At 68.1% G+C, this 20,488-nt stretch carries 15 protein-coding genes and 1 tRNA gene; 11 read left to right on the forward strand and 5 right to left on the reverse strand.

Annotated elements, in window-relative coordinates; translation table 11 throughout:
* A partial coding sequence (locus tag ABIC51_RS03580; RefSeq protein ID WP_354006362.1) for an aminotransferase occupies window positions 1-943 on the forward strand: 943 nt, incomplete at its 5' end.
* A gap of 119 nt (window positions 944-1,062) precedes the next feature.
* Here ABIC51_RS03580 and ABIC51_RS03585 read toward each other — a convergent pair.
* Both ABIC51_RS03585 and ABIC51_RS03590 read right to left on the reverse strand, forming a co-directional pair.
* Window positions 1,063-1,137: transfer RNA gene (locus ABIC51_RS03585), tRNA-Val, on the reverse strand.
* Between the two features lie 98 nt (window positions 1,138-1,235).
* Window positions 1,236-2,138 (reverse strand): LysR family transcriptional regulator, encoded by a 903-nt coding sequence (locus ABIC51_RS03590; protein ID WP_175898715.1) that lies wholly within the window; start codon window positions 2,136-2,138, stop codon window positions 1,236-1,238.
* Window positions 2,139-2,313: 175 nt separating this feature from the next.
* Between ABIC51_RS03590 and ABIC51_RS03595 the strand changes: the two genes are divergently transcribed.
* The 3 genes from ABIC51_RS03595 to ABIC51_RS03605 all read left to right on the forward strand — a co-directional run bounded on the left by ABIC51_RS03595 (window position 2,314) and on the right by ABIC51_RS03605 (window position 6,763).
* Entirely contained in the window at window positions 2,314-4,065 is a 1,752-nt protein-coding gene (locus ABIC51_RS03595; protein WP_175898717.1) for an acyl-CoA dehydrogenase family protein, read from the forward strand.
* Window positions 4,062-5,258, forward strand: coding sequence for a CaiB/BaiF CoA transferase family protein (locus ABIC51_RS03600; protein WP_175861528.1), 1,197 nt, complete (start codon window positions 4,062-4,064; stop codon window positions 5,256-5,258). Before ABIC51_RS03595 ends, ABIC51_RS03600 begins: the two co-directional genes overlap by 4 nt.
* Before the next feature lie 89 nt (window positions 5,259-5,347).
* Window positions 5,348-6,763, forward strand: a complete 1,416-nt coding sequence (locus ABIC51_RS03605; RefSeq protein WP_175898719.1) for an MFS transporter — start codon at window positions 5,348-5,350, stop codon at window positions 6,761-6,763.
* Between the two features lie 139 nt (window positions 6,764-6,902).
* On the opposite strand, the gene ABIC51_RS03610 is transcribed toward ABIC51_RS03605, so the two are convergent.
* Both ABIC51_RS03610 and argA read right to left on the reverse strand, forming a co-directional pair.
* Window positions 6,903-7,178: an oxidative damage protection protein gene (locus ABIC51_RS03610; RefSeq protein ID WP_006478357.1), complete on the reverse strand. Its 276-nt coding sequence runs from the start codon at window positions 7,176-7,178 to the stop codon at window positions 6,903-6,905.
* Between the two features lie 50 nt (window positions 7,179-7,228).
* Complete coding sequence (gene argA, locus ABIC51_RS03615) at window positions 7,229-8,608, reverse strand: amino-acid N-acetyltransferase (RefSeq protein WP_027786948.1); 1,380 nt, start codon at window positions 8,606-8,608, stop codon at window positions 7,229-7,231.
* A gap of 23 nt (window positions 8,609-8,631) precedes the next feature.
* Here argA and hrpA point away from each other — a divergent pair, with 23 nt between their 5' ends.
* The 5 genes from hrpA (at window position 8,632) to ABIC51_RS03640 (ending at window position 16,754) form a co-directional block, all read left to right on the forward strand.
* Window positions 8,632-12,840, forward strand: coding sequence for an ATP-dependent RNA helicase HrpA (hrpA, locus tag ABIC51_RS03620; protein WP_175898721.1), 4,209 nt, complete (start codon window positions 8,632-8,634; stop codon window positions 12,838-12,840).
* Between the two features lie 182 nt (window positions 12,841-13,022).
* Window positions 13,023-14,012, forward strand: coding sequence for a YVTN family beta-propeller repeat protein (locus ABIC51_RS03625; protein WP_027786950.1), 990 nt, complete (start codon window positions 13,023-13,025; stop codon window positions 14,010-14,012).
* A gap of 16 nt (window positions 14,013-14,028) precedes the next feature.
* A complete protein-coding gene (locus tag ABIC51_RS03630; RefSeq protein ID WP_021157648.1) occupies window positions 14,029-15,003 on the forward strand; it encodes a sterol desaturase family protein in 975 nt (324 codons plus the stop codon).
* Between the two features lie 111 nt (window positions 15,004-15,114).
* On the forward strand, window positions 15,115-15,942 hold the full coding sequence (locus tag ABIC51_RS03635) for an EI24 domain-containing protein (RefSeq protein WP_059699126.1): 828 nt from the start codon (window positions 15,115-15,117) through the stop codon (window positions 15,940-15,942).
* Window positions 15,939-16,754: a competence/damage-inducible protein A gene (locus tag ABIC51_RS03640; RefSeq protein WP_027786951.1), complete on the forward strand. Its 816-nt coding sequence runs from the start codon at window positions 15,939-15,941 to the stop codon at window positions 16,752-16,754. The genes ABIC51_RS03635 and ABIC51_RS03640 overlap by 4 nt, the downstream gene beginning before the upstream one ends.
* Before the next feature lie 115 nt (window positions 16,755-16,869).
* On the opposite strand, the gene ABIC51_RS03645 is transcribed toward ABIC51_RS03640, so the two are convergent.
* A complete protein-coding gene (locus ABIC51_RS03645; protein WP_027786952.1) occupies window positions 16,870-17,334 on the reverse strand; it encodes a rhodanese-like domain-containing protein in 465 nt (154 codons plus the stop codon).
* A 407-nt stretch (window positions 17,335-17,741) separates the two neighbouring features.
* Between ABIC51_RS03645 and glnA the strand changes: the two genes are divergently transcribed.
* Window positions 17,742-19,157, forward strand: coding sequence for a type I glutamate--ammonia ligase (gene glnA / locus ABIC51_RS03650; RefSeq protein WP_017331833.1), 1,416 nt, complete (start codon window positions 17,742-17,744; stop codon window positions 19,155-19,157).
* 160 nt (window positions 19,158-19,317) lie between these two features.
* On the forward strand, window positions 19,318-20,460 hold the full coding sequence (glnL, locus tag ABIC51_RS03655; RefSeq protein ID WP_021157653.1) for a nitrogen regulation protein NR(II): 1,143 nt from the start codon (window positions 19,318-19,320) through the stop codon (window positions 20,458-20,460).
* Window positions 20,461-20,488: the final 28 nt, after the last annotated feature.

Consider the following 20,488-nt stretch of genomic DNA (forward strand, 5'->3'; position numbering starts at 1 on the left):
CGTGATCTCGCGCAAGAACGGCTACCACGGCTCGACGATCGCGGGCGGCACGCTCGGCGGGATGGGCTACATGCACGAGCAGATGCCGTCGAAGGTCGAGCACATCGTGCACATCGACCAGCCGTATTTCTTCGGCGAGGCGGCGGCCGGCGAAACGCCGGAAGCGTTCGGCCTGGCCCGCGCGCAGCAGCTCGAGGCGAAGATCCTCGAACTCGGCGCGGAAAACGTCGCGGCGTTCATCGGCGAGCCGTTCCAGGGCGCGGGCGGCGTGATCTTCCCGCCGTCGACGTACTGGCCGGAAATCCAGCGGATCTGCCGCAAGTACGACATCCTGCTCGTTGCGGACGAAGTGATCGGCGGCTTCGGGCGCACCGGCGAATGGTTCGCGCACCAGCACTTCGGCTTCGAGCCGGACCTGATCACGATGGCCAAGGGCCTCACGTCGGGCTACGTGCCGATGGGCGCTGTCGGCATTCACGAGCGCGTGGCGCGGCCGATCATCGACAACGGCGAATTCAACCACGGCCTCACGTACTCGGGCCACCCGGTGGCGGCAGCCGTCGCGGTCGCGAACCTGAAGCTGCTGCGCGACGAAGGGATCGTCGAGCGCGTGAAGAACGACATCGGGCCATACTTCCAGCGCCGGCTGCGCGATGCGCTGGGCGACCATCCGATCGTCGGGGAGATTTCGGGAGCGGGGCTCGTGGCAGGCGTGCAGCTTGCGCGCGACCGGAACCGGCGCGAGCGGTTCGGTGCGAACGTCGATATCGGGACGATCTGCCGCGACTTCTGCTTCAACGGCAACCTGATCATGCGCGCGACCGGCGACCGGATGCTGCTGTCGCCGCCGCTCGTGATTCGCGAGGCGGAGGTCGACGAGATCGTCGACAAGGCGAAACGGGCGTTCGATGCGACGGCGCAGCGGGTGGGGCGTTCCGCGTGAGCCGTCGTCGTGCTCGCCGTGATGACGCGTACGCGTAGCGCTGCAGGTCGAATTCGACGATGCGCGCGACGCCAAAACGAAAAGGGCCTGCGTCGTGAGACGCAGGCCCTTGAATTCTTTGGTGGGCGGTACTGGGATCGAACCAGTGACCCCTGCCGTGTGAAGGCAGTGCTCTACCGCTGAGCTAACCGCCCAAAGAAGAATCAAATTATGTCAGAGCTTTTGGGGTTCGTAAAGCCCTTTCTGCAATTTTTTTTAAATAGCCGCAAGCACCGGTTCGCGAGCCGTGCACTCAGCCCGCGAGCGCGGGCAGTGCGTCGATCGACGCGCGCACGTAGTCGGCGAAGCGCAGCGCAACCGGCTCGGCGGTGCCGCTGCGCTTCAGCGCGAGCGTGCGCGATTCGAGCGACGCATCCTTCAGCGGCCGGAACGCGAGCCGGTCGCTCTTCGCCTGCTGCAGCACGCGCGGCACCAGCGCGACGCCCATCTCGAACTCGATCATCGACAGGATCGTCTGCCACAGCCGCGCTTCGTGGCGGATCAGCGGGCTGAAGCCGGCGTTCACGCATTGCGCGATGATCAGGTCGTGATAGTGCGGCGCCGCTTCGCGCGGGAACAGGATGAACGGTTCCGCGGCCAGCGCGGCAAGCGCGACCTGCCTGCGCCGCGCGAGCGGATGTGCGGCCGGCAGGCAGCACACGAACGGTTCCGCATAGACCGGTACCGATTCGACCTCGGGCGGGAAGTGGCCCCAGTGCGCGTAGCCGAGATCGATCTGGCCGCGCTGGATCGCCTGCACCTGCGCCTGCGTGTTCATCTCGCTCAGCACGACCTCGACGCCCGGGTAGTCGGCCTCGAAACGCCGCACCGCATCGGGCAGCCCGCGATACAGCATCGAATGAACGAAGCCGATCCGCAGCCGGCCCGCGAGGCCCGACGCGGAGCGCACCGTCAGGCGTTCGGCCTCGGCCGCCTGCAGCAGCAGCCGGCGCGCTTCGCCGAGCAGCACCTCGCCCGCGTTGGTCAGCGCGACGGTCTTGTTGGTGCGCGAGAACAGCTGGACGCCGAGCGCGTCCTCGAACTTGCGGATATCGAAACTCAGCGCCGGCTGCGAGATGAACAGGCGCTTTGCCGCGCGCCCGAAATGCAGTTCCTCGGCGACCGCCACGAAGTAGCGCAACTGCCTCAGTTCCATGGTGTCTCCTCGCGGCGTCGGCATCGATAAGCGACATCTATCGTACCGGACAAATCCTGTATTGGACGCTTATCGATCGCGCGCCTACGCTCTGCGGAAGGCTTCGCACGGGACTGGCCGGGCGCCGCGGCGCCCCCCCGCCGGCCGATGTGCAGGCAACCCAGGAGACGCACGCATGAACGACACCGCTCGCACGCCGGACGCCGGCGCATCCAACATCCCCGACAGCCGGGGCCTCGATTTCTTCACGGCCGATCCCGATCTCGGCGCGTTGCTGAAGCTGCATCTCGGCGACGCGCACTATGCCGAACTGGAGCCTCGGCTGCGCGCGCTCGGCGCACGCGTGTCGGGCGAACTCGACGAATGGGCGTCGCGCGCGGACAAGCACCCGCCCGTGCTCGAACACCGCAACCGGCGCGGCGAGGCCGTGCAGCGGATCGACAAGGATCCCGCGTATGTCGCGCTCGAACGTGTTGCGTATGCCGAGCTCGGCCTCGCGTCGCTGAGCCACGGGGCGGAATCCGTTGCGCCGCTCGTCAAGTACGCGCTGACGTTCCTGTTCGTGCAGGCCGAATTCGGGCTGTGCTGCCCGGTCAGCATGACCGATTCGCTGACGCGTACGCTGCGCCGCTTCGGCGATCCGGCGCTCGTCGCGCGCTACCTGCCGAGGCTCGCGTCGCGCGACTTCGACACGCTGTACCAGGGCGCGATGTTCATGACCGAGCAGGCGGCGGGTTCCGACGTCGGCCGGATCGCCACGCGGGCGACGCGCGAGACGGACGCGCATGGCGAGACCGTCTGGCGCCTGACCGGCGACAAGTGGTTCTGCTCGAACGCGGATGCCGATCTCGCGATGGTGCTCGCGCGGCCCGACGGCGCGCCGGACGGCATCAAGGGCCTCGCGCTGTTCCTGCTGCCGAAGACGCTGCCGGACGGCACGCGCAATCGCTACCGGATCGTGCGCCTGAAGGACAAGCTCGGCAGCCGGTCGATGGCGAGCGGCGAGATCGCGCTCGAAGGCGCGCAGGCGTTCCTGATCGGCGAGATCGGCCGCGGTTTCCACCAGATGGCCGACATGATCAACATGTCGCGGCTGTCGAACGGCGTGCGCGCGGCGGGGCTGATGCGGCGCGCGCTGAACGAGGCGCTGCACGTCGCCGCGCACCGCGAGGCGTTCGGCCGCAAGCTGATCGAGATGCCGCTGATGCAGCGCCAGTTGCTGAAGATGCTGCTGCCGGCCGAGGCCGCGCGCGCGATGTTCATGCAGATCGCGCTGCTGCTGCCGCAGGCCGATGCCGGCGACGAGCAGGCCGCGCGCTGCGTGCGGATCCTGACGCCGCTGATCAAGTTCCGCGCGTGCCGCGATGCGCGGCGCGTGACGGGCGATGCGATGGAAGTGCGCGGCGGCACCGGCTACATCGAGGAATGGAGCGATGCGCGCCTCGTGCGCGATGCGCATCTCGGCTCGATCTGGGAAGGCACGAGCAACATCGTCGCGCTCGACGTCGCGCGGGCCGCGCAGCGCGAGCAGGCGCTCGACGCGCTGCGTACCTTTCTCGGCGACCGCCTCGGCGCGGCGCCGCTGCCCGACGCGAGCCGCGCGGCGCTGCAGCGCATCCTCGCGCGCGCCTGCGACGCGCTTGCGCGGGTCGCGGCGGAAGGCGACGACGCACGCGTGCGGCAGGCCGCGTCCGCGCTGTACTACGCAAGCGCGGCCGTGCTGATGGCGTGCGAGGGCGCGCGGCTCGCGCCGGATTTCCGGCGTCTCGCGCTCGCGCACCTGGTCGTGCGCCACAAGCTGCTGCCGGTCGACCCGCTTGCGCCGGCATCGCGCGACGACGAATCCGCCGCCTGCACTGCGCTGCTGCGCGGCACGCCCATCGCGCTCGATACCGCGCTCGACCTGCTGCCGGAGGTCGAACGATGACCGCCTCGCGTGGCGCACTGGACGGCCTGAAGGTCGTCGACCTGAGCCGCGTGCTCGGCGGCCCGTACTGCACGCAGGCACTCGCCGACCACGGGGCGACGGTGGTCAAGATCGAGCCGCCGGACGGCGACGAGACGCGCGGCTGGGGGCCGCCGTTCCTCGGCGACACCGCGTGGTACTTCATGGGCGTGAACCGCAACAAGGAAGGGCTCGCGCTCGACCTGTCGCGCGACGAGGGGCGCGCGATCCTGTGGCGCCTGCTCGAAGAGGCCGATGTGCTCGTCGAGAACTTCAAGCCCGGCACGCTCGCGCGCTGGGGGATGGATTACGCGCGCGACCTGCAGCCGCGCTTCCCGCGCCTGATCCACTGCGCGGTGACGGGTTTCGGCGAAGCGGGCCCGCTCGGCGGGCTGCCCGGCTACGACGCGGTGATCCAGGCGATGGCGGGGCTGATGAGCGTCAACGGCGAGCGCGACGGCGACGCGACGCGCATCGGTCTGCCGATCGTCGACATGGTCACGGGCCTCAATGCGCTCGCGGGCATCCTGCTGGCGCTCGCGGAGCGCGAGAAGAGCGGGCGCGGACAGTCGATCGACATCGCGCTGTACGACTGCGGCGTGTCGCTGCTGCATCCGCATCTGCCGAACTTCTTCGGTTCGGGGCGCGTGCCGGCGCGCAGCGGCAACGCGCATCCGAACATCGCGCCATACGACAGCTACCGCACGGCGACCGTGCCGATCTTCCTCGCGATCGGCAACGACCGGCAGTTCGCGCGGCTCGTCGCGCATCTCGGCGTGCCGGCGCTCGCGGGCGATCCACGTTTCGTCGACAACCGCAACCGCTGCGCGCACCGTCCCGAGCTGAAGGCCGAACTGGAAGCGCGGCTCGCCGCGCACGCATGCGAGCCGCTCGCGCGCGACCTGATGGCGGCCGGCGTGCCGTGCGGGCCGGTGCGAACGGTGGCCGACGTCGCGCACGATCCGCATGCGCTGCACCGGAACCTGTTCGTCGAGATCGGCGCGTATCGCGGCACCGCGTCGCCGGTGAAGCTGTCGCGCACGCCGGCTACCTATCGTTCGCCGCCGCCCGCGCTGGGCGGCGACACGCGCGCGGTGCTCGATCGCCTCGGCGTCGATCCCGCGCTCCAGCAGCAATTGCTCGACGCCGGCGTGCTGAGGGAAGCCCCCGGCTGACACGACGCCGCCGGCCGGCGGCGCCATGCCGGCCACCCGGGAAAGGCGCGCGGCAGTCGCGCCCCGGAAACACAAACATGGAGACATCGATGAGCCGTCAGCCATCCCCGTCCGCCGCGCCGCAGCCGCGGCCCGGCCGCGCCGCCTTCGCGGCGTTCGTCGGCACCACGATCGAGTGGTACGACTTCTACATTTACGGCACCGCCGCGGCGCTCGTGTTCGGCAAGGTGTTCTTTTCGAGCAGGATGGATCCCGGCGTCGCGACGCTGCTTGCGTTCGTCACGTTCTGGGCCGGCTTCGCCGCGCGGCCGCTCGGCGGCATCGTGTTCGGGCATCTCGGCGATCGTGTCGGCCGCAAGACCGCGCTCGTGATCACGCTGGTGATGATGGGGCTCGCGACGACCGGCATCGGCCTGCTGCCCGGTTATGCGCGGATCGGTGTATGGGCGCCGGCCGGCCTCGTCGCGCTGCGCGTGCTGCAGGGCATCGCGGTCGGCGGCGAGTGGGGCGGCGCGGTGCTGATCGCGAGCGAGAACGCGCCGAAGCATCGCAGCATCCTGTACGCGGCGTTCGCGCAGCAGGGTTCGCCCACCGGCAACCTGCTCGCCACCGCCGCCTTCTTCGCGCTGAGCACGTTGCCGACACCGTCGTTCCTGATGTGGGGCTGGCGCATTCCGTTCCTGCTGTCGGCCGTGCTGGTGATCATCGGCATGGTGATCCGGCTGAGGCTCGAGGAGTCGGCCGACATGCAGCGCGTGCTCGCGCGCAAGCGCACCGTGAAGCTGCCGCTGCGCGACGTCGTGCGCGATCACTGGGTCGTCGTGCTGCTCGCGGCCGGCACGCTGCCGGTGATCAACGTCACGTACTTCCGCAGCACGTTCGCGCTGTCGTGGGCGACGAAGGAACTCGGCTACGCACAGGGCACGTTTCTCGGCATCCTGTCGATCTCGCTCGTCGTGCAGTTCCTGATGCAGCCGGTCGGCGCGTGGTTCGTGTCGAAGGTCGACATGCGCCGCGCGATGTGCTGGATCCTGATTCCGGAAATCGCGCTGATGCCGGTGATGTTCCATGCGCTCGCGACGCGTTCGTATTGGGTCGCCGTCGCGGGCATGTGCATCTCGACGATTCCGTCGGCGATGTTCTACGGCGCGGTCGGCGGCGTGCTGGCGCGGGTGTTCCCGGCGAACATCCGCTACACGGGCCTGTCGCTCGCGTATCAGCTGAGCGCGCTCGTCGTCGGCGGCGGCACGCCCGTGCTCGCGCAGGCGATCCTCAACACGACCGGCAGCATCGTCGGCGTCGCGGTCGCGTCGGGGCTTTACGCGCTCGTGTCGCTCGTCTGCATGCTCGCGCTGCTGAATCGCACCGGGTATCGCGCGGACGAACTATCGACGGCCGAGCGCAGCGATGCGGCCGAATGGGGCACCGAAGGCGGCAGCACGGCACCCGCGGCCGACGGGAGCGCGCAGCCGGGCGACGGCGGTGCTTTGAAGCCGGCCGGCTGAGCGGCACGCCATGCCGCCGCGCGGGAGGCGGGAACGCCCCGAGCGGATGTCGCCAAAAGAAAACGGCACCGTGCGAAACACGGTGCCGTTTTTCCCGGAGCACGCGGCCGGCAGGCTGCCGGCCGCGCGCATCGCATCATCAGCCTTCCGTCGGCGGCACGTAGCCGGACGCCTGGTCCGCGCCGTCGCCGAAGAAGTACTTCTCGGTCTGCTTCATCAGGTACTGGCGCGCGCGCGGGTCGGCCATGTTCAGGCGGTTCTCGTTGATCAGCATCGTCTGCTGCTTGAGCCAGCCCTGCCACGCTTCCTTCGAGACGCTCTCGTAAATGCGCTTGCCGAGTTCGCCCGGCAGCGGCGGGAAATCGAGGCCTTCGGCTTCCTTGCCGAGCTTCGCGCATTGAATCATTCGAGCCATCGTGTACTTCTCCTGTAATCGAACTGGGGGGAGGGCAGTCGTGCCTGCGCTCAGAGCTGCTTCATCAGCACGAGCGACTTGCGCTGCCAGTTATAGAGTTTGCGGCGGTCTTCGGGGAGGTCGTCGACGCTGACCTTGACGAAGCCGCGCTTGAGGAACCAGTGCTCGGTGCGCGTCGTGAGCACGAAGATGTGCGTGAGGCCGCGCGCGCGGGCACGCTGCTCGATGCGCTTGAGCAGGCGTTCGCCGTCGCCCGAGCCCTGCGCTTCCGGCGCGACCGTCAGGCACGCCATCTCGCCGATCTTCTCCTGCTGGTACGGATACAGCGCCGCGCAGCCGAACAGCACGCCATCGTGCTCGATCACCGAGAAGTGGTCGATGTCGCGTTCGATCTGGTGGCGGCCGCGGCGCACCAGCGTGCCGTCCGACTCGAGCGGCTCGATCAGCGACAGGATGCCGCCGACGTCGTCCGGCGTCGCTTCGCGCAGGCTCTCGAGGTTCTCGTACGAGATCATCGTGCCGACGCCGTCGTGCAGGAACAGTTCGAGCAGCATGCTGCCGTCGAGCGACTGCGGGATCAGGTGGGCCCGGGTCACGCCGCCGCGGCATGCGCGGATCGAGTGCTTCAGGAAGAACGCGTCGTCGCCCTGGACGTTGCCGGAATCGAGCAGCTCGGCGGCCGCGTCGAGCGACATTTCGCGCACCAGCCCGCCTTCGTCGTCGACGATGCCGGGCGCTTCGGTCAGGAAGATGATCTTGTCGGCGCGCAGTGCGATCGCGGCGGCCGACGCGACGTCTTCCATCGACAGGTTGAACGCTTCGCCGGTCGGCGAGAAGCCGAGCGGCGACAGCAGCACGAGCTTGCGGCTCGCGAGAGAATGACGGATCGACTCGGCGTCGATCTTGCGCACGATGCCCGTATGCGCGAAATCGACCCCGTCGAGAATCCCCACCGGCCGCGCGGTCACGAAGTTGCCCGACACGACGCTGATGTGCGCGTGCGCCATCGGCGAGTTCGGCAGACCCTGGCTGATCGCGGCCTCGATGTCGAGACGCACTTCGCCGGCCGCTTCCTTCGCGGATTCGAGCGCGCGCGCATCGGTGATGCGCAGGCCGTGCGAAAACTCGGATTCGACACCGTGCAGGCTCAGCTGCTCCTCGACCTGCGGGCGCGAACCGTGCACCAGCACGATCTGGATACCCATCGCCTGCAGCAGCGCGATGTCGGACACGAGCGCGTTCAGGAGCCCCTGCTGCACCACCTCGCCGCCGAACCCCACGACGAACGTGCTGTTGCGGAACTTGTGGATATAGGGCGCGACGGAGCGCATCCAGTCGACGAACTGCGCGTGACTGGCGGCCGAATCGTCGGCGGCCGGCGGCGTCGCGGCGCCGGTCTGGGCGGGGGGGAGGTCGGTTTGGGAATTCATGGGCGGGATTATAATGCGCCCCCATGTCGAATGTTTCTAAAAGTCCCGCGCCGACGCGGGCCAATACGCCGTCGGCCCGGCACCCGGATGGTGCGGCCGACGCACGCGAGCAGCAGGGCCAGCCAGCGCGCCAGCAGCAGGAAAAGCAGGCGGGCAAACCGGCAGACGCGCCGCGCGGGCCGCGCGGTGACGAACGGCGCGGCGATGCGCGCCAGTCCGCCGCGAAGGGCGCACCCCAGGCAACGGGCGAGCGTTCCCCGCGCCGCGAGCGGCCGCCGCGCGCCGTCGTCGCGCCGAATCCCGTCCCGCCGATCACGTACCCCGAAAGCCTGCCCGTGTCGGGCAAGCGCGACGAAATCGCACGCGCGATCGCCGGTCATCAGGTTGTCATCGTCTGCGGCGAAACCGGCTCGGGCAAGACCACGCAGCTGCCGAAGATCTGTCTCGATCTCGGCCGCGGCCTCGGCGCCGGCGGCACGGGCCTGATCGGCCATACGCAGCCGCGGCGGCTCGCCGCGTCGTCGACCGGCCGGCGGATCGCCGAGGAACTCGGCACGCCGTTCGGCGAGGTGGTCGGCTACAAGGTGCGCTTCACCGACAATCTCGCGCCGGGCGCGTCCGTCAAGCTGATGACGGACGGGATCCTGCTCGCCGAGACGCAGACCGATCCGCTGCTGAAGGCGTACGACACGCTGATCATCGACGAGGCGCACGAGCGCAGCCTGAACATCGACTTCCTGCTCGGCTACCTGAAGGAAATCCTGCCGAGGCGGCCGGACCTGAAGCTGATCGTCACGTCCGCGACGATCGACGCCGACCGCTTCGCGCGCCATTTCGGCACCGACGAGCGTCCCGCGCCCGTGATCGAGGTGAGCGGGCGGCTGTATCCGGTCGAGATGCGCTACCGGCCGGTGGCCGAGGATCGCCCGGCCGTGAAAAATGCCGAAGGCACGGGCGGCCGCGATCGCGTGAAGACCGCGCGCGAGGCCGAGCGCGACCTGATGGATGCGATCGTCGACGCGGTCGACGAACTGTGCCGCGAAGGCCCCGGCGACGTGCTGGTGTTCCTGCCCGGCGAGCGCGAGATCCGCGAGGCGGCCGAGGCGCTGCGCAAGCACCATCCGCCGCACACCGAGATCCTGCCGCTGTTCGCGCGGCTCTCGGCAGCGGACCAGGACAAGGTGTTCAAGGCATCGAACGCGCGCCGCATCGTGCTCGCGACCAACGTGGCCGAAACCTCGCTGACGGTGCCGGGCATCCGCTACGTCGTCGATACCGGCCTCGCGCGCGTGAAGCGCTATTCGTACCGGAACAAGGTCGAGCAGCTGCAGGTCGAGTCGATCTCGCAGGCCGCCGCGAACCAGCGCGCGGGCCGCTGCGGCCGCGTGGCCGACGGCGTCTGCATCCGCTTGTACGAGGAAAGCGACTACCAGGCGCGGGCGCGCTTCACCGATCCGGAAATCCTGCGCTCGTCGCTCGCGTCGGTGATCCTGCGGATGAAGTCGCTGCACCTGACGGCGATCGAATCGTTCCCGTTCCTCGAGCCGCCGCCCGGCCGCGCGATCGCGGACGGCTACCAGCTGCTCAACGAGCTCGGCGCGGTCGACGACGACAACGCGCTGACGCCGCTCGGCCGCGAACTCGCGCGGCTGCCGCTCGACCCGCGCGTCGGCCGGATGATTCTCGCCGCGCGCGACCAGCAGTCGCTGCGCGAGGTGCTGATCATCGCGAGCGCGCTGTCCGTGCAGGACCCGCGCGACCGCCCGATCGAGGCGCAGGAGCAGGCCGACCAGGCGCACCGCCGGTTCGCCGACGAGCGTTCCGAGTTCCTGCAGTGGCTGAAGATCTGGGCGTGGTTCGAGGAGGCGGTCGCGCACAAGAAGTCGAACCGCCAGCTCGTCGACGCATGCCGGCAGAACTTCCTGTCGCACCTGCGGCTGCGCGAGTGGCGCGACGTCCATTCGCAGCTGCTGACCGTCGTGCGCGAGCACGGCTGGCGGCTCAACGAAGCCGAGGCGACTTACGAACAGGTCCATCTGGCCCTGCTGACGGGCCTGCTCGGCAACCTCGGCCTGAAGGCCGATGACGATCCGCACTATCTCGGCGCGCGCGGGATCAAGTTCTACCTGTGGCCGGGCTCCGTACTCGCGAAGAAGGCCGGCCGCTGGGTGATGGCGGCCGAGCTCGTCGAGACGAGCCGGCTGTATGCGCGCTGCCTCGCGAAGATCGAGCCGGAGTGGGTCGAGAAGATCGGCGCGCACCTGCTGAAGAAATCGCTGTCGGAGCCGCACTGGGAGAAGCGCCCGGCGCAGGTCAGCGCGTTCGAGCGCGCGACGCTGTACGGGCTGCCGATCTACCACCGCCGGCGCGTCGCGTTCGGCAAGCAGGATCCGGCGCGGGCGCGCGAGCTGTTCATCCGCGGCGCGCTGGTCGAAGGCGAATTCGACACGAAGCTGCCGTTCTTCGCGCACAACCGCAAGCTGCTCGCCGACATCGAGCAGCTCGAGCACAAGTCGCGCCGGCAGGACGTGCTGGTCGACGACGAGCTGATCTACGCGTACTACGACCAGGCGATTCCGGCGGGCATCCACACGGGCGCCGCATTCGAGCGCTGGTATCGCGACGAGGTGAAGAAGGGCGGCCGGCCCGAGGACAAGCAGCGGCTGCTGTACCTGTCGCGCGACGACCTGATGCGCCACGAGGCGGCCGGCGTGACGACCGAGCTGTTCCCGAAGCGGGCGACGATGGCCGGCGTCGAGATGGCGCTCACGTATCACTTCGAGCCGGGCACGCCGCGCGACGGCGTGACGCTCGCGGTGCCGCTGTATGCGCTGAACCAGGTCGACGCGCGCCGCTGCGAGTGGCTCGTGCCGGGGATGCTGAAGGAAAAGGTGCAGTTGCTGCTGAAGTCGCTGCCGCAGAAACTGCGCCGGCACTGCGTGCCGCTGCCCGAGTACGCGGCCGGCTTCGTCGAGCGGATGGGCCGCGAGCGCTTCGGCGCGGGCGGCCTCGTCGAGGCGCTGATCGCCGACGTGCGCGGCGAGACGCAGGTCGCGATGAAAACGGCCGACTTCAAGCTCGAGACGCTGCCCGCGCACCTGTTCATGAACTTCAAGGTGATCGACGAGCACGGCCGCCAGCTCGCGATGGGGCGCAATCTCGCGCAGCTTCGCCAGGAGCTGGGCGCGCAGGCGCAGCAGCAGTTCCAGAAGATCGCGGCGGCGTCGACGATCGCGGCTGGCGGGGAGGGCGATGCGGGTCAGCCGGTCGGCCAGGCGCCGGCGGCGGCTGGTCCGGCCGGCGCACCCGGCCGCGGCCCGAAGCCCGCGAAGGGCGCGGCGCCGCAGACGTCCGCTCCGGCGGAAGCCGGCGCGACGGCGCTGTACGAGAACCTGACGACGTGGAATTTCGGCAAGCTCCCCGAGCTGCTGGAAATCCGCCGGCGCGGCCAGACGCTGTACGGCTACCCGGCGCTCGTCGATCGCGGCACGCATTGCGACGTCGAGGTGTTCGATTCGCCGGAGGAGGCCGCGCGCATCCACCGGGCCGGCCTGCGGCGGCTGTTCGCGCTGCAGCTGAAGGAGCCGATCAAGTTCCTCGAGAAGAACCTGCCGGGCCTGCGCGAGATGGCGATGCAGTACATGTCGCTCGGCACGCAGGACGAATTGCGCGACCAGCTGATCGACACGGCGCTCGACCGCGCGTGCCTGCAGGACCCGCTGCCCGACGACGACGCGAGCTTCCACGCGCGCCGTGACGAGGGCCGAAGCCGCCTGAACCTGCTCGCGCAGGAAATCGCGCGGCTGGTCGGGCAGGTCCTGGCCGAATACGCGGGGCTCGTGAAGAAGCTCGCGCAGGCGAAACCGTTCGCGCAGGCGCATGCGGACCTGCAGCAGCAGCTCGCCGCGCTGGTCGGCAAGCGCTTCGTGATCGATACGCCCTACGCGCAACTCGCGCACTTCCCGCGCTACCTGAAGGGCATCGCGCTGCGGATCGACAAGCTGAAGGCCGATCCGGCGCGCGACGCGAAGCAGTCGGCCGACCTGCTGCCGCTCGCCCAGCAGTACCAGCGCGCGGTGTCGCAGCGCGGCGGCGTCGCCGATCCGCGGCTCGCGGAATTCCGCTGGCTGCTCGAGGAATTGCGGATTTCGCTGTTCGCGCAGGAACTGCGCACGCCGATGCCTGTCTCTGTCAAGCGTCTGCACAAGGTCTGGGAGTCGATGCAGCGCTAGCGCAACATCGGCTTCCCGGGCTCCGCGCCGGCGGCGGGCCCCGGCCGGCCGCGCGGCGCTTGCCGGGCCGCCCGGCCGGGCACGCCGCCGCGTGCGTCGAAGTGGCGCAATGCCGGCCCAGGTCAACCGGCCGGGCCGGTTGAACGTTTTACAATGACGGTTGTTCCACGACGTGAGTCTTCATGCGCACTTTCCTTTCCCTCGGCCGCACGCTCGCGCTGGCCGCCGCCGTGCTGGCGCCCGCCGCCCACGCGAATAACGTGATCATCCTCAATTCGGCCGAAGCGACGCTTTCCCTGATCGACCAGCAGACCCGTCAGGTCGTCGGCACGATGCCGACCGGCAAGGAACCGCACCATCTGATGGCAACGCCCGACAATTCGTCGCTGATCGTTGCAAATTCGGTCTCGAACAGCCTGATGTTCCTCGATCCGAAGACGGGCAAGCTGCAGCGCACCGTCGAAGGGATCGACGATCCTTACCAGCTCGGTTTCTCGCCCGACCGCAAGTGGTTCGCGGCCGCCGGCCTGCGCCTCGACCGCGTCGACATCTACGGCTACGACGGCCGCGACCTGAAGCTCGTGAAGCGCGTGCCGCTCGAAGTCATGCCGAGCCACCTCGCGTTCACGAAGGACAGCAAGACGCTGCTCGTGTCGCTGCAGGTGTCCGGCGAGATCGCGGCGATCGACCTGCCGACGCAGACGGTCAAGTGGAAGATGAAGGTCGGCAAGGTGCCGGCCGGCCTGTGGCTCACGCCGGACGACAAGTACCTGCTCGTCGGGATGACGGGCGCGGATTACGTCGCGGTGGTCGACTGGCGCAACCAGAAGGTCGTCAAGCAGATCTACACCGGCAAGGGCGCGCACAACTTCCGTTCGCTCGCCGACGGCACCCACGTCGCGGTGACGAACCGGGTCGCGAACACGATCAGCATCATCGACGAGAACACGCTCACCAACGTCGGCGACATCACCGGCCTGCTGCCGGGCCCGGACGACATGGAGCTGTCCGCCGACAAGAAGACGCTGTGGGTGACGTTCCGCTTCGCGAAGAAGGTCGGGATCATCGACCTGGCGTCGCGCAAGCTGGTGCAGACGATCGCCGTCGGCCGTTCGCCGCACGGGATCTACTTCTACGACCGCGCGCCGTGGCGCGCCGCGAACGGCGCGTGACGGGCGGGGGAGAACGATGCTGCACCTGATCGATGCGTTCGTATCGGACATCCAGACCTGGCTGTACGTCGACGTCGTGCAGCCGCTCCTCTTCAAGTTCAACCTGATGGACTACGACGAGGACACCTACGACGCGCTGTACTGGGTGATCGTCGGCGCGCTGCAGATGGTGCTGATGTTCGTGCTGCTGCGCCCGCTCGAGGCGCTGCGGCCCGTCGAGCGCTGGACGAACCGCCGTGCCGTGCGGGTCGACGTGATCTACACCGCGATCGCGAAGCTCGGCATCTATTCGCTGTTCTTCTTCTTCGCGCTGCAGCCGCTGTTCGACAACTTCCAGGCGTGGCTGCGCCTGCACGGGGTCGCGAACGTCAACCTCGACTACCTGTGGCCGGGCGTGACCTCGAAGCCGATCGTCGCGTTCGCGATCTATCTCGTCGTGCTCGATTTCGCCGGCTACTGGTATCACCGCTGGCAGCACAAGTTCGGCGTCTGGTGGGAGCTGCACGCCGTGCATCACAGCCAGCGCCAGATGTCGCTGTGGTGCGACGACCGCAACCACGTGCTCGACGACGTGATCCAATCGTGCTTCTTCGCGGCGATCGCGCTCGTGATCGGCGTGACGCCGTCGCAGTTCGTCGTGCTGACCGCGTTCACCAACTTCATGCAGAGCATTCAGCACACGAATGCGCGCCTGTCGTTCGGCTGGCTCGGCGAGCGCCTGTTCGTGAGCCCGATCTTCCACCGGCGCCACCACGCGGTCGGCTACGGCCACGAAGGCACGAAGTACGGCTGCAACTTCGGCGTGCTGTTCCCGTGGTGGGACATGATGTTCGGCACCGCGTCGTGGAACCGCACGGTCGAGCCGACCGGCATCCGCGACCAGGTCGAGGGCGTGTCCTACGGCGAAGGCTTCTGGGCGCAGCACGGCCTCGCGTTCGTGCGGATCTTCCGGCGCCTGTTCCCCGCCAAGCGCGGCGCGGCGTCGGCCTGATCCGGCCATTCCCACGTTGAGCGGCTCTCCCACGCGGCCCGCATGTGCTTTGGCGCATGCGGGCCGCGTGGTTTATCCTTTCCCCGTTTTTCTCCGTCGATACAGGCTCGCATGAACGACTTGCTGCGTTCCTTCGTCCGGGCATTCGCGAGCGCACTGCATCCGCGCATGCTCTGGCTCACCCTGATGCCGTTTCTCGTCTCGGCCGTCCTGTGGGGCGTCGTGCTGTGGTTCTCGTGGCAGACGCTGCTGGACCTCGCACGCGGCGCGCTCGACGGCTTCGTGCTGACGGCCCTGCTGTACCGCGCGTTCGACGCGATCGGCATGTCGCAGCTGCATGCGGTCGTCGCGCCGTTCGTGGTCGTGTCGCTCGCGATTCCGCTGATCGTGCTGACCGTGCTGTTGCTGATCGCGACGATTTCGATGCCGGTCGTGATCAAGCACCTGTCGAACCGGCAGTTCGCGGCGCTCGAGCCGAAGCGGGGCGGCACGTTCTTCGGCAGCGTGTTCAATTCGCTGTGGGCGGCGCTGGCCGGCGTCGTCGTGCTGGTCGTCACGATTCCGCTGTGGCTGATTCCACCGTTCTTCGCGCTGCTGCCGCCCGTGATCTGGGGCTGGCTCACGTATCGCGTGATGACCTACGACGCGCTCGCGCTGCACGCGAGCCGCGACGAGCGCCGGGCGCTCGTGCGCCGGCACCGCTGGCCGCTGATCGGCATCGGCGTCGCGACCGGGCTGCTCGGCACCGTGCCGACCTTCGTGTGGGTATCGTCGGTCTGGATGATGGTGCTGTTCCCGTTCGTCGCGGCGGCCATGATCTGGGTTTACGCTTTCATCCTCGTCTTCTCGGCGCTGTGGTTTGGGCATTATTGCCTGCGCGCGCTGGAGGACCTGCGTGCGAGTTCGCGCGCCACCGCAATCGACATGGGGCAGGCATGAGCATCGGCATCATCATCATCGGCGACGAAATCCTTTCGGGCCGCCGGCAGGACAAGCATCTGGCGAAGGTCATCGAGTTGCTCGGCGCACGCGGCCTCGCGCTCGACTGGGCCGAATACGTCGGCGACGATCCGGCGCGCATCACGGCGACCCTCGCACGCGCGATCGCGTCGGGCGACATCGTGTTCTCGACGGGCGGGATCGGCGCGACGCCGGACGACCACACGCGCCAGTGCGCGGCCGCCGCGCTCGGCGTGACGCTCGAGCTGCACCCGGAAGCGAAGGTGCTGATTTCGGAGCGGATCCGCGAAACCCACACCGACCCGGCCACGCCGGTCGATTTCGATTCTCCGGAGAACCAGCATCGCTTCAACATGGGCGTGTTTCCGGTGGGCGCGACGATCATCCCGAACGGCTACAACCGGATTCCCGGTTTCTCGGTCGGCGACCTGCACTTCGTGCCGGGTTTCCCGGTGATGGCGTGGCCGATGATCGAATGGGTGCTCGATACGAAGTACGCGCACCTGCATCACGCGACGCCGCACGCGGAGCGTTCGCTGTACGTGTTCGAGCTGCCGGAATCGACGCTCACGCCGTTGATGGAGCGCATCGAGCGCGATTTCCCGGGCGTGCGCGTGTTCAGCCTGCCGAGCGTGGGCGATGCGGAGCGTGGCGGGATCTTCGCGCGCCGTCACATCGACCTCGGCGTGAAGGGCGAGCCGGAAGCGGTCGCGGCCGCGTACGTGAAGCTGCGCGAGGGCGTGCACCTGCTCGGCGGCGACGTCGTCGAAGCCGAGACGTCGCGCGCCTGAGCGGCGCGCCAGCCGGCCGCACAAAAACCACGGGCCGCGCAACGCGGCCCGTCATCGGCATGTCATCGCCCGGCTCGACGATGAGGCTGTCGTCACCGGCGGGCGCAGCGCGCCGTCAGGCGCCGATCCACGGCAGTTTCCGGAAGCACCAGCCGTCGACCGTCTTGCGGTGGCCTTCGGCGTCCTTCGCGCCCTCGAAGCCTTCGAGCAGGTCGAACGCCTTCGTGAAGCCGGCCTGCGTGGAGGCGACCGCGGCGAGCTTCGAGCGCGCGGCGCTGCGGCACAGGAACAGGATGGGGGTATCGGCCGGGAGGGCCGCTTTCAGTTCGTTGACGAATTCGGCGTTCGGCACGCCGCCCGGGTAGCGCGTCCATTCGAGGTGCAGGTACTGGCCGTCGCCGACGAGCGGGCGGCCGATCCAGTCGAGTTCGGCGCGGGTGCGCACGTCGACGAGGCGCGCCGACGGATCGAGCTGCAGCAGTTCGAAGGCCTCGGCCGGCAGCAGCGCCCCGGCGTAGTTGAGCGCGCCTTGGGCGCGGCGTTCGTCGGCCTTCGCGTAAAGCTGGTCGAGCGTACTCATGGCAGGGAGTCTCCGTATCGGTCAAACGAGCATTCTAGCGCGGCGTCGCGGCACGAATGGCCGCGTGCGGTGCGGTGCACGCGTGGCCCACGTGTTCACCAAAAAAGTGCAGAATGGCACGCATGCACCAGAATGATTCCTTGGTTGCGGCGGGCTGCCGGAATTGCACCATCACAGTGCTTTCGGCGAGCGACCGGTGCGGCGCAAGGCCCCGGAATCGCGCAGCCTGGCCCTGTCGTGGCGAGCTCCGGCGCGATTTGCGCCCGTCGTTCGCAAAGGTGGCACGGAAGCTGCTATATAGAATTCGGTCGAATCGGGGCGCGCTGCGCCAAAGCAAGACCCCGGTCAGCTCGATAAACGAGGCGGTTCCCAGTCCGCCGGAATTGTTCTAATCAGGAGAAGAGGTTATGAGTAAAACCGTCGCCGACGTCATGCAGCTCGTGAAGGACGAGGACGTCAAGTTTGTCGATTTCCGCTTCACGGATACGCGCGGCAAGGAGCAGCACGTGTCGGTGCCGGTTTCGGCGTTTGACGAAGACAAGTTCGAAAGCGGCCATGCATTCGACGGCTCGTCGATCGCCGGCTGGAAGGGCATCGAGGCGTCGGACATGCTGCTCATGCCGGACCCGAGCGCCGCTTTCGTCGACCCGTTCTATGAAGAGTCGACCCTCGTGCTGACCTGCGACGTGGTCGAGCCGGCCGACGGCAAGGGCTACGAGCGCGATCCGCGTTCGCTCGCGAAGCGCGGCGAAGCGTACCTGAAGAGCACGGGCATCGGCGACACGGCCTACTTCGGTCCGGAACCGGAATTCTTCATTTTCGACTCGGTCCAGTGGAACACGGACATGTCGGGCTGCTTCGTGAAGATCAACTCGGAAGAAGCGCCGTGGTCGGCAGGCAAGGAATTCGAAGGCGGCAACACGGGCCACCGTCCGGGCACGAAGGGCGGCTACTTCCCGGTCGCACCGGTCGACACGTTCCAGGACATGCGTTCGGAAATGTGCCTGCTGCTCGAACAGCTCGGCATTCCGGTCGAAGTGCACCACCACGAAGTGGCGGGCCAGGGCCAGAACGAAATCGGCACGAAGTTCTCGACGCTGGTTCAGCGCGCCGACTGGACGCAATGGTCGAAGTACATCATCCACAACGTCGCGCACTCGTACGGCAAGACGGCGACGTTCATGCCGAAGCCGGTCGTCGGCGACAACGGTTCGGGCATGCACGTTCACCAGTCGATCTGGAAGGACGGCCAGAACCTGTTCGCGGGCAACGGCTACGCCGGCCTGTCGGAACTGGCGCTGTTCTACATCGGCGGCATCATCAAGCACGCCCGTGCACTGAACGCGATCACGAACCCGACGACGAACTCGTACAAGCGTCTGGTCCCGCACTTCGAAGCACCGGTCAAGCTCGCGTACTCCGCGCGTAACCGTTCGGCATCGATCCGCATTCCGCACGTGTCGAACCCGAAGGGCCGCCGTATCGAAACGCGCTTCCCGGATCCGATGGCGAACCCGTACCTGTGCTTCACGGCGCTGATGATGGCCGGCCTCGACGGGATCCAGAACAAGATCCATCCGGGCGAAGCAGCGGACAAGAACCTGTACGACCTGCCGCCGGAAGAGGATGCAAAGATCCCGACCGTCTGCGCGGGCCTCGACCAGGCACTCGAAGCGCTCGACAAGGATCGCGAGTTCCTGACGCGCGGCGGCGTGTTCACGGACGGCATGATCGACGCGTACCTCGCGCTGAAGGAGCAGGAGCTGGCGAAGTTCCGCATGACGACGCACCCGATCGAGTTCGAGATGTACTACTCGCTGTAATCGGCGATGGCGCTTCGATTCAGCGCCGTTTTGCCGGTTCGTTCCCGCCGCGCGGTTGGCGGCGGGGGCGGCGGAGTCTGAAAGGGGCGGCGTTCAGCCGTCCCTTTTTTGTTCCGGTGATTTTCCTTTTCTGGCCCGTTGAGGCGCGACAAGCACGCAGATGGTTCTGAAGAATCTGATCAAGGCGAAAACGGGGCAGCCCGAGCGACTGACGGACGACGAGCGGCTCGCACGCTCGGGCCTGCTGGCAGGGCTGGAAGCGCTGCCGACGGTCGTGCTCGTGCTCGACCGCAAGACGCTGCGGATCGCGTTCGCGAACCCCTCCGCGGAGGCGATGCTCGACATCTCGCGCCGGCAGCTCGCGCAGCGGCCGTGGGGCGAGATTTTTCCGAACGCGAACGAACTGGCGTCGACGATCACCGCGATCGGCGAGGAGCGCTTTCACGCGACGCACCTCGATACCGTGCTCGACCGGCCCGGCCGCGAACCGCTGCACGTGCACGCGATCGTCGGCTTCCTCGAGACCGCGCCCGATTTCGTGCTCGTCGAGCTGTTCGAGAACGAACGGCAGTCGCGCACCGATCGCGAGGAGCGCATCCACGACCTGACCGCGGTCAACAAGCAGCTGATCCGCAACCTCGCGCACGAGATCAAGAATCCGCTCGGCGGCATTCGCGGCGCGGCCCAGCTGCTCGAATTCGAACTCGGCGAGCGCGAGCGCGGCGAGTTGCGCGAATACACGCAGGTGATCATCAAGGAGTCCGACCGCCTGCAGACGCTCGTCGACCGGTTGCTGGAGCCGCACCGGCATCCGCACATCGTCGGCGACGTGAACATTCATGAAGTATGCGAACGCGTGCGCGCGGTGATGCTCGCGGAATTCCCGCGCGGGCTCACGATCGAGCGCGACTACGACGTGAGCGTGCCGGACCTGCGCGGCGACAAGGAGCAACTGATCCAGGCGCTGCTCAACATCGTGCGCAACGCGGCGCAGGCGCTGCGCGAACGGATCGCGCAGGGCGACGCGAAGATCGAGTTGCGCACGCGCATCGCGCGCAAGGTGACGATCGCGAAGCGCCTGTACCGGCTGGCACTGGACTTGCACGTGATCGACAACGGACCCGGCATCCCGGAAGACATCCGCGACCGGATCTTCTACCCGCTCGTGTCCGGGCGCGACGACGGCAGCGGCCTCGGCCTGACGCTCGCGCAGACGTTCGTGCAGCAGCACGACGGGACGATCGAGGTCGAAAGCCGGCCCGGACGTACCGAATTTCAGATCCTGCTGCCGCTCGATCATTGAGCGACGGCATGGCGATTCACCGGATTCA

Origin of the sequence: Burkholderia sp. 572 (assembly GCF_040545135.1) — a bacterium.
GTDB lineage: Bacteria > Pseudomonadota > Gammaproteobacteria > Burkholderiales > Burkholderiaceae > Burkholderia > Burkholderia cepacia.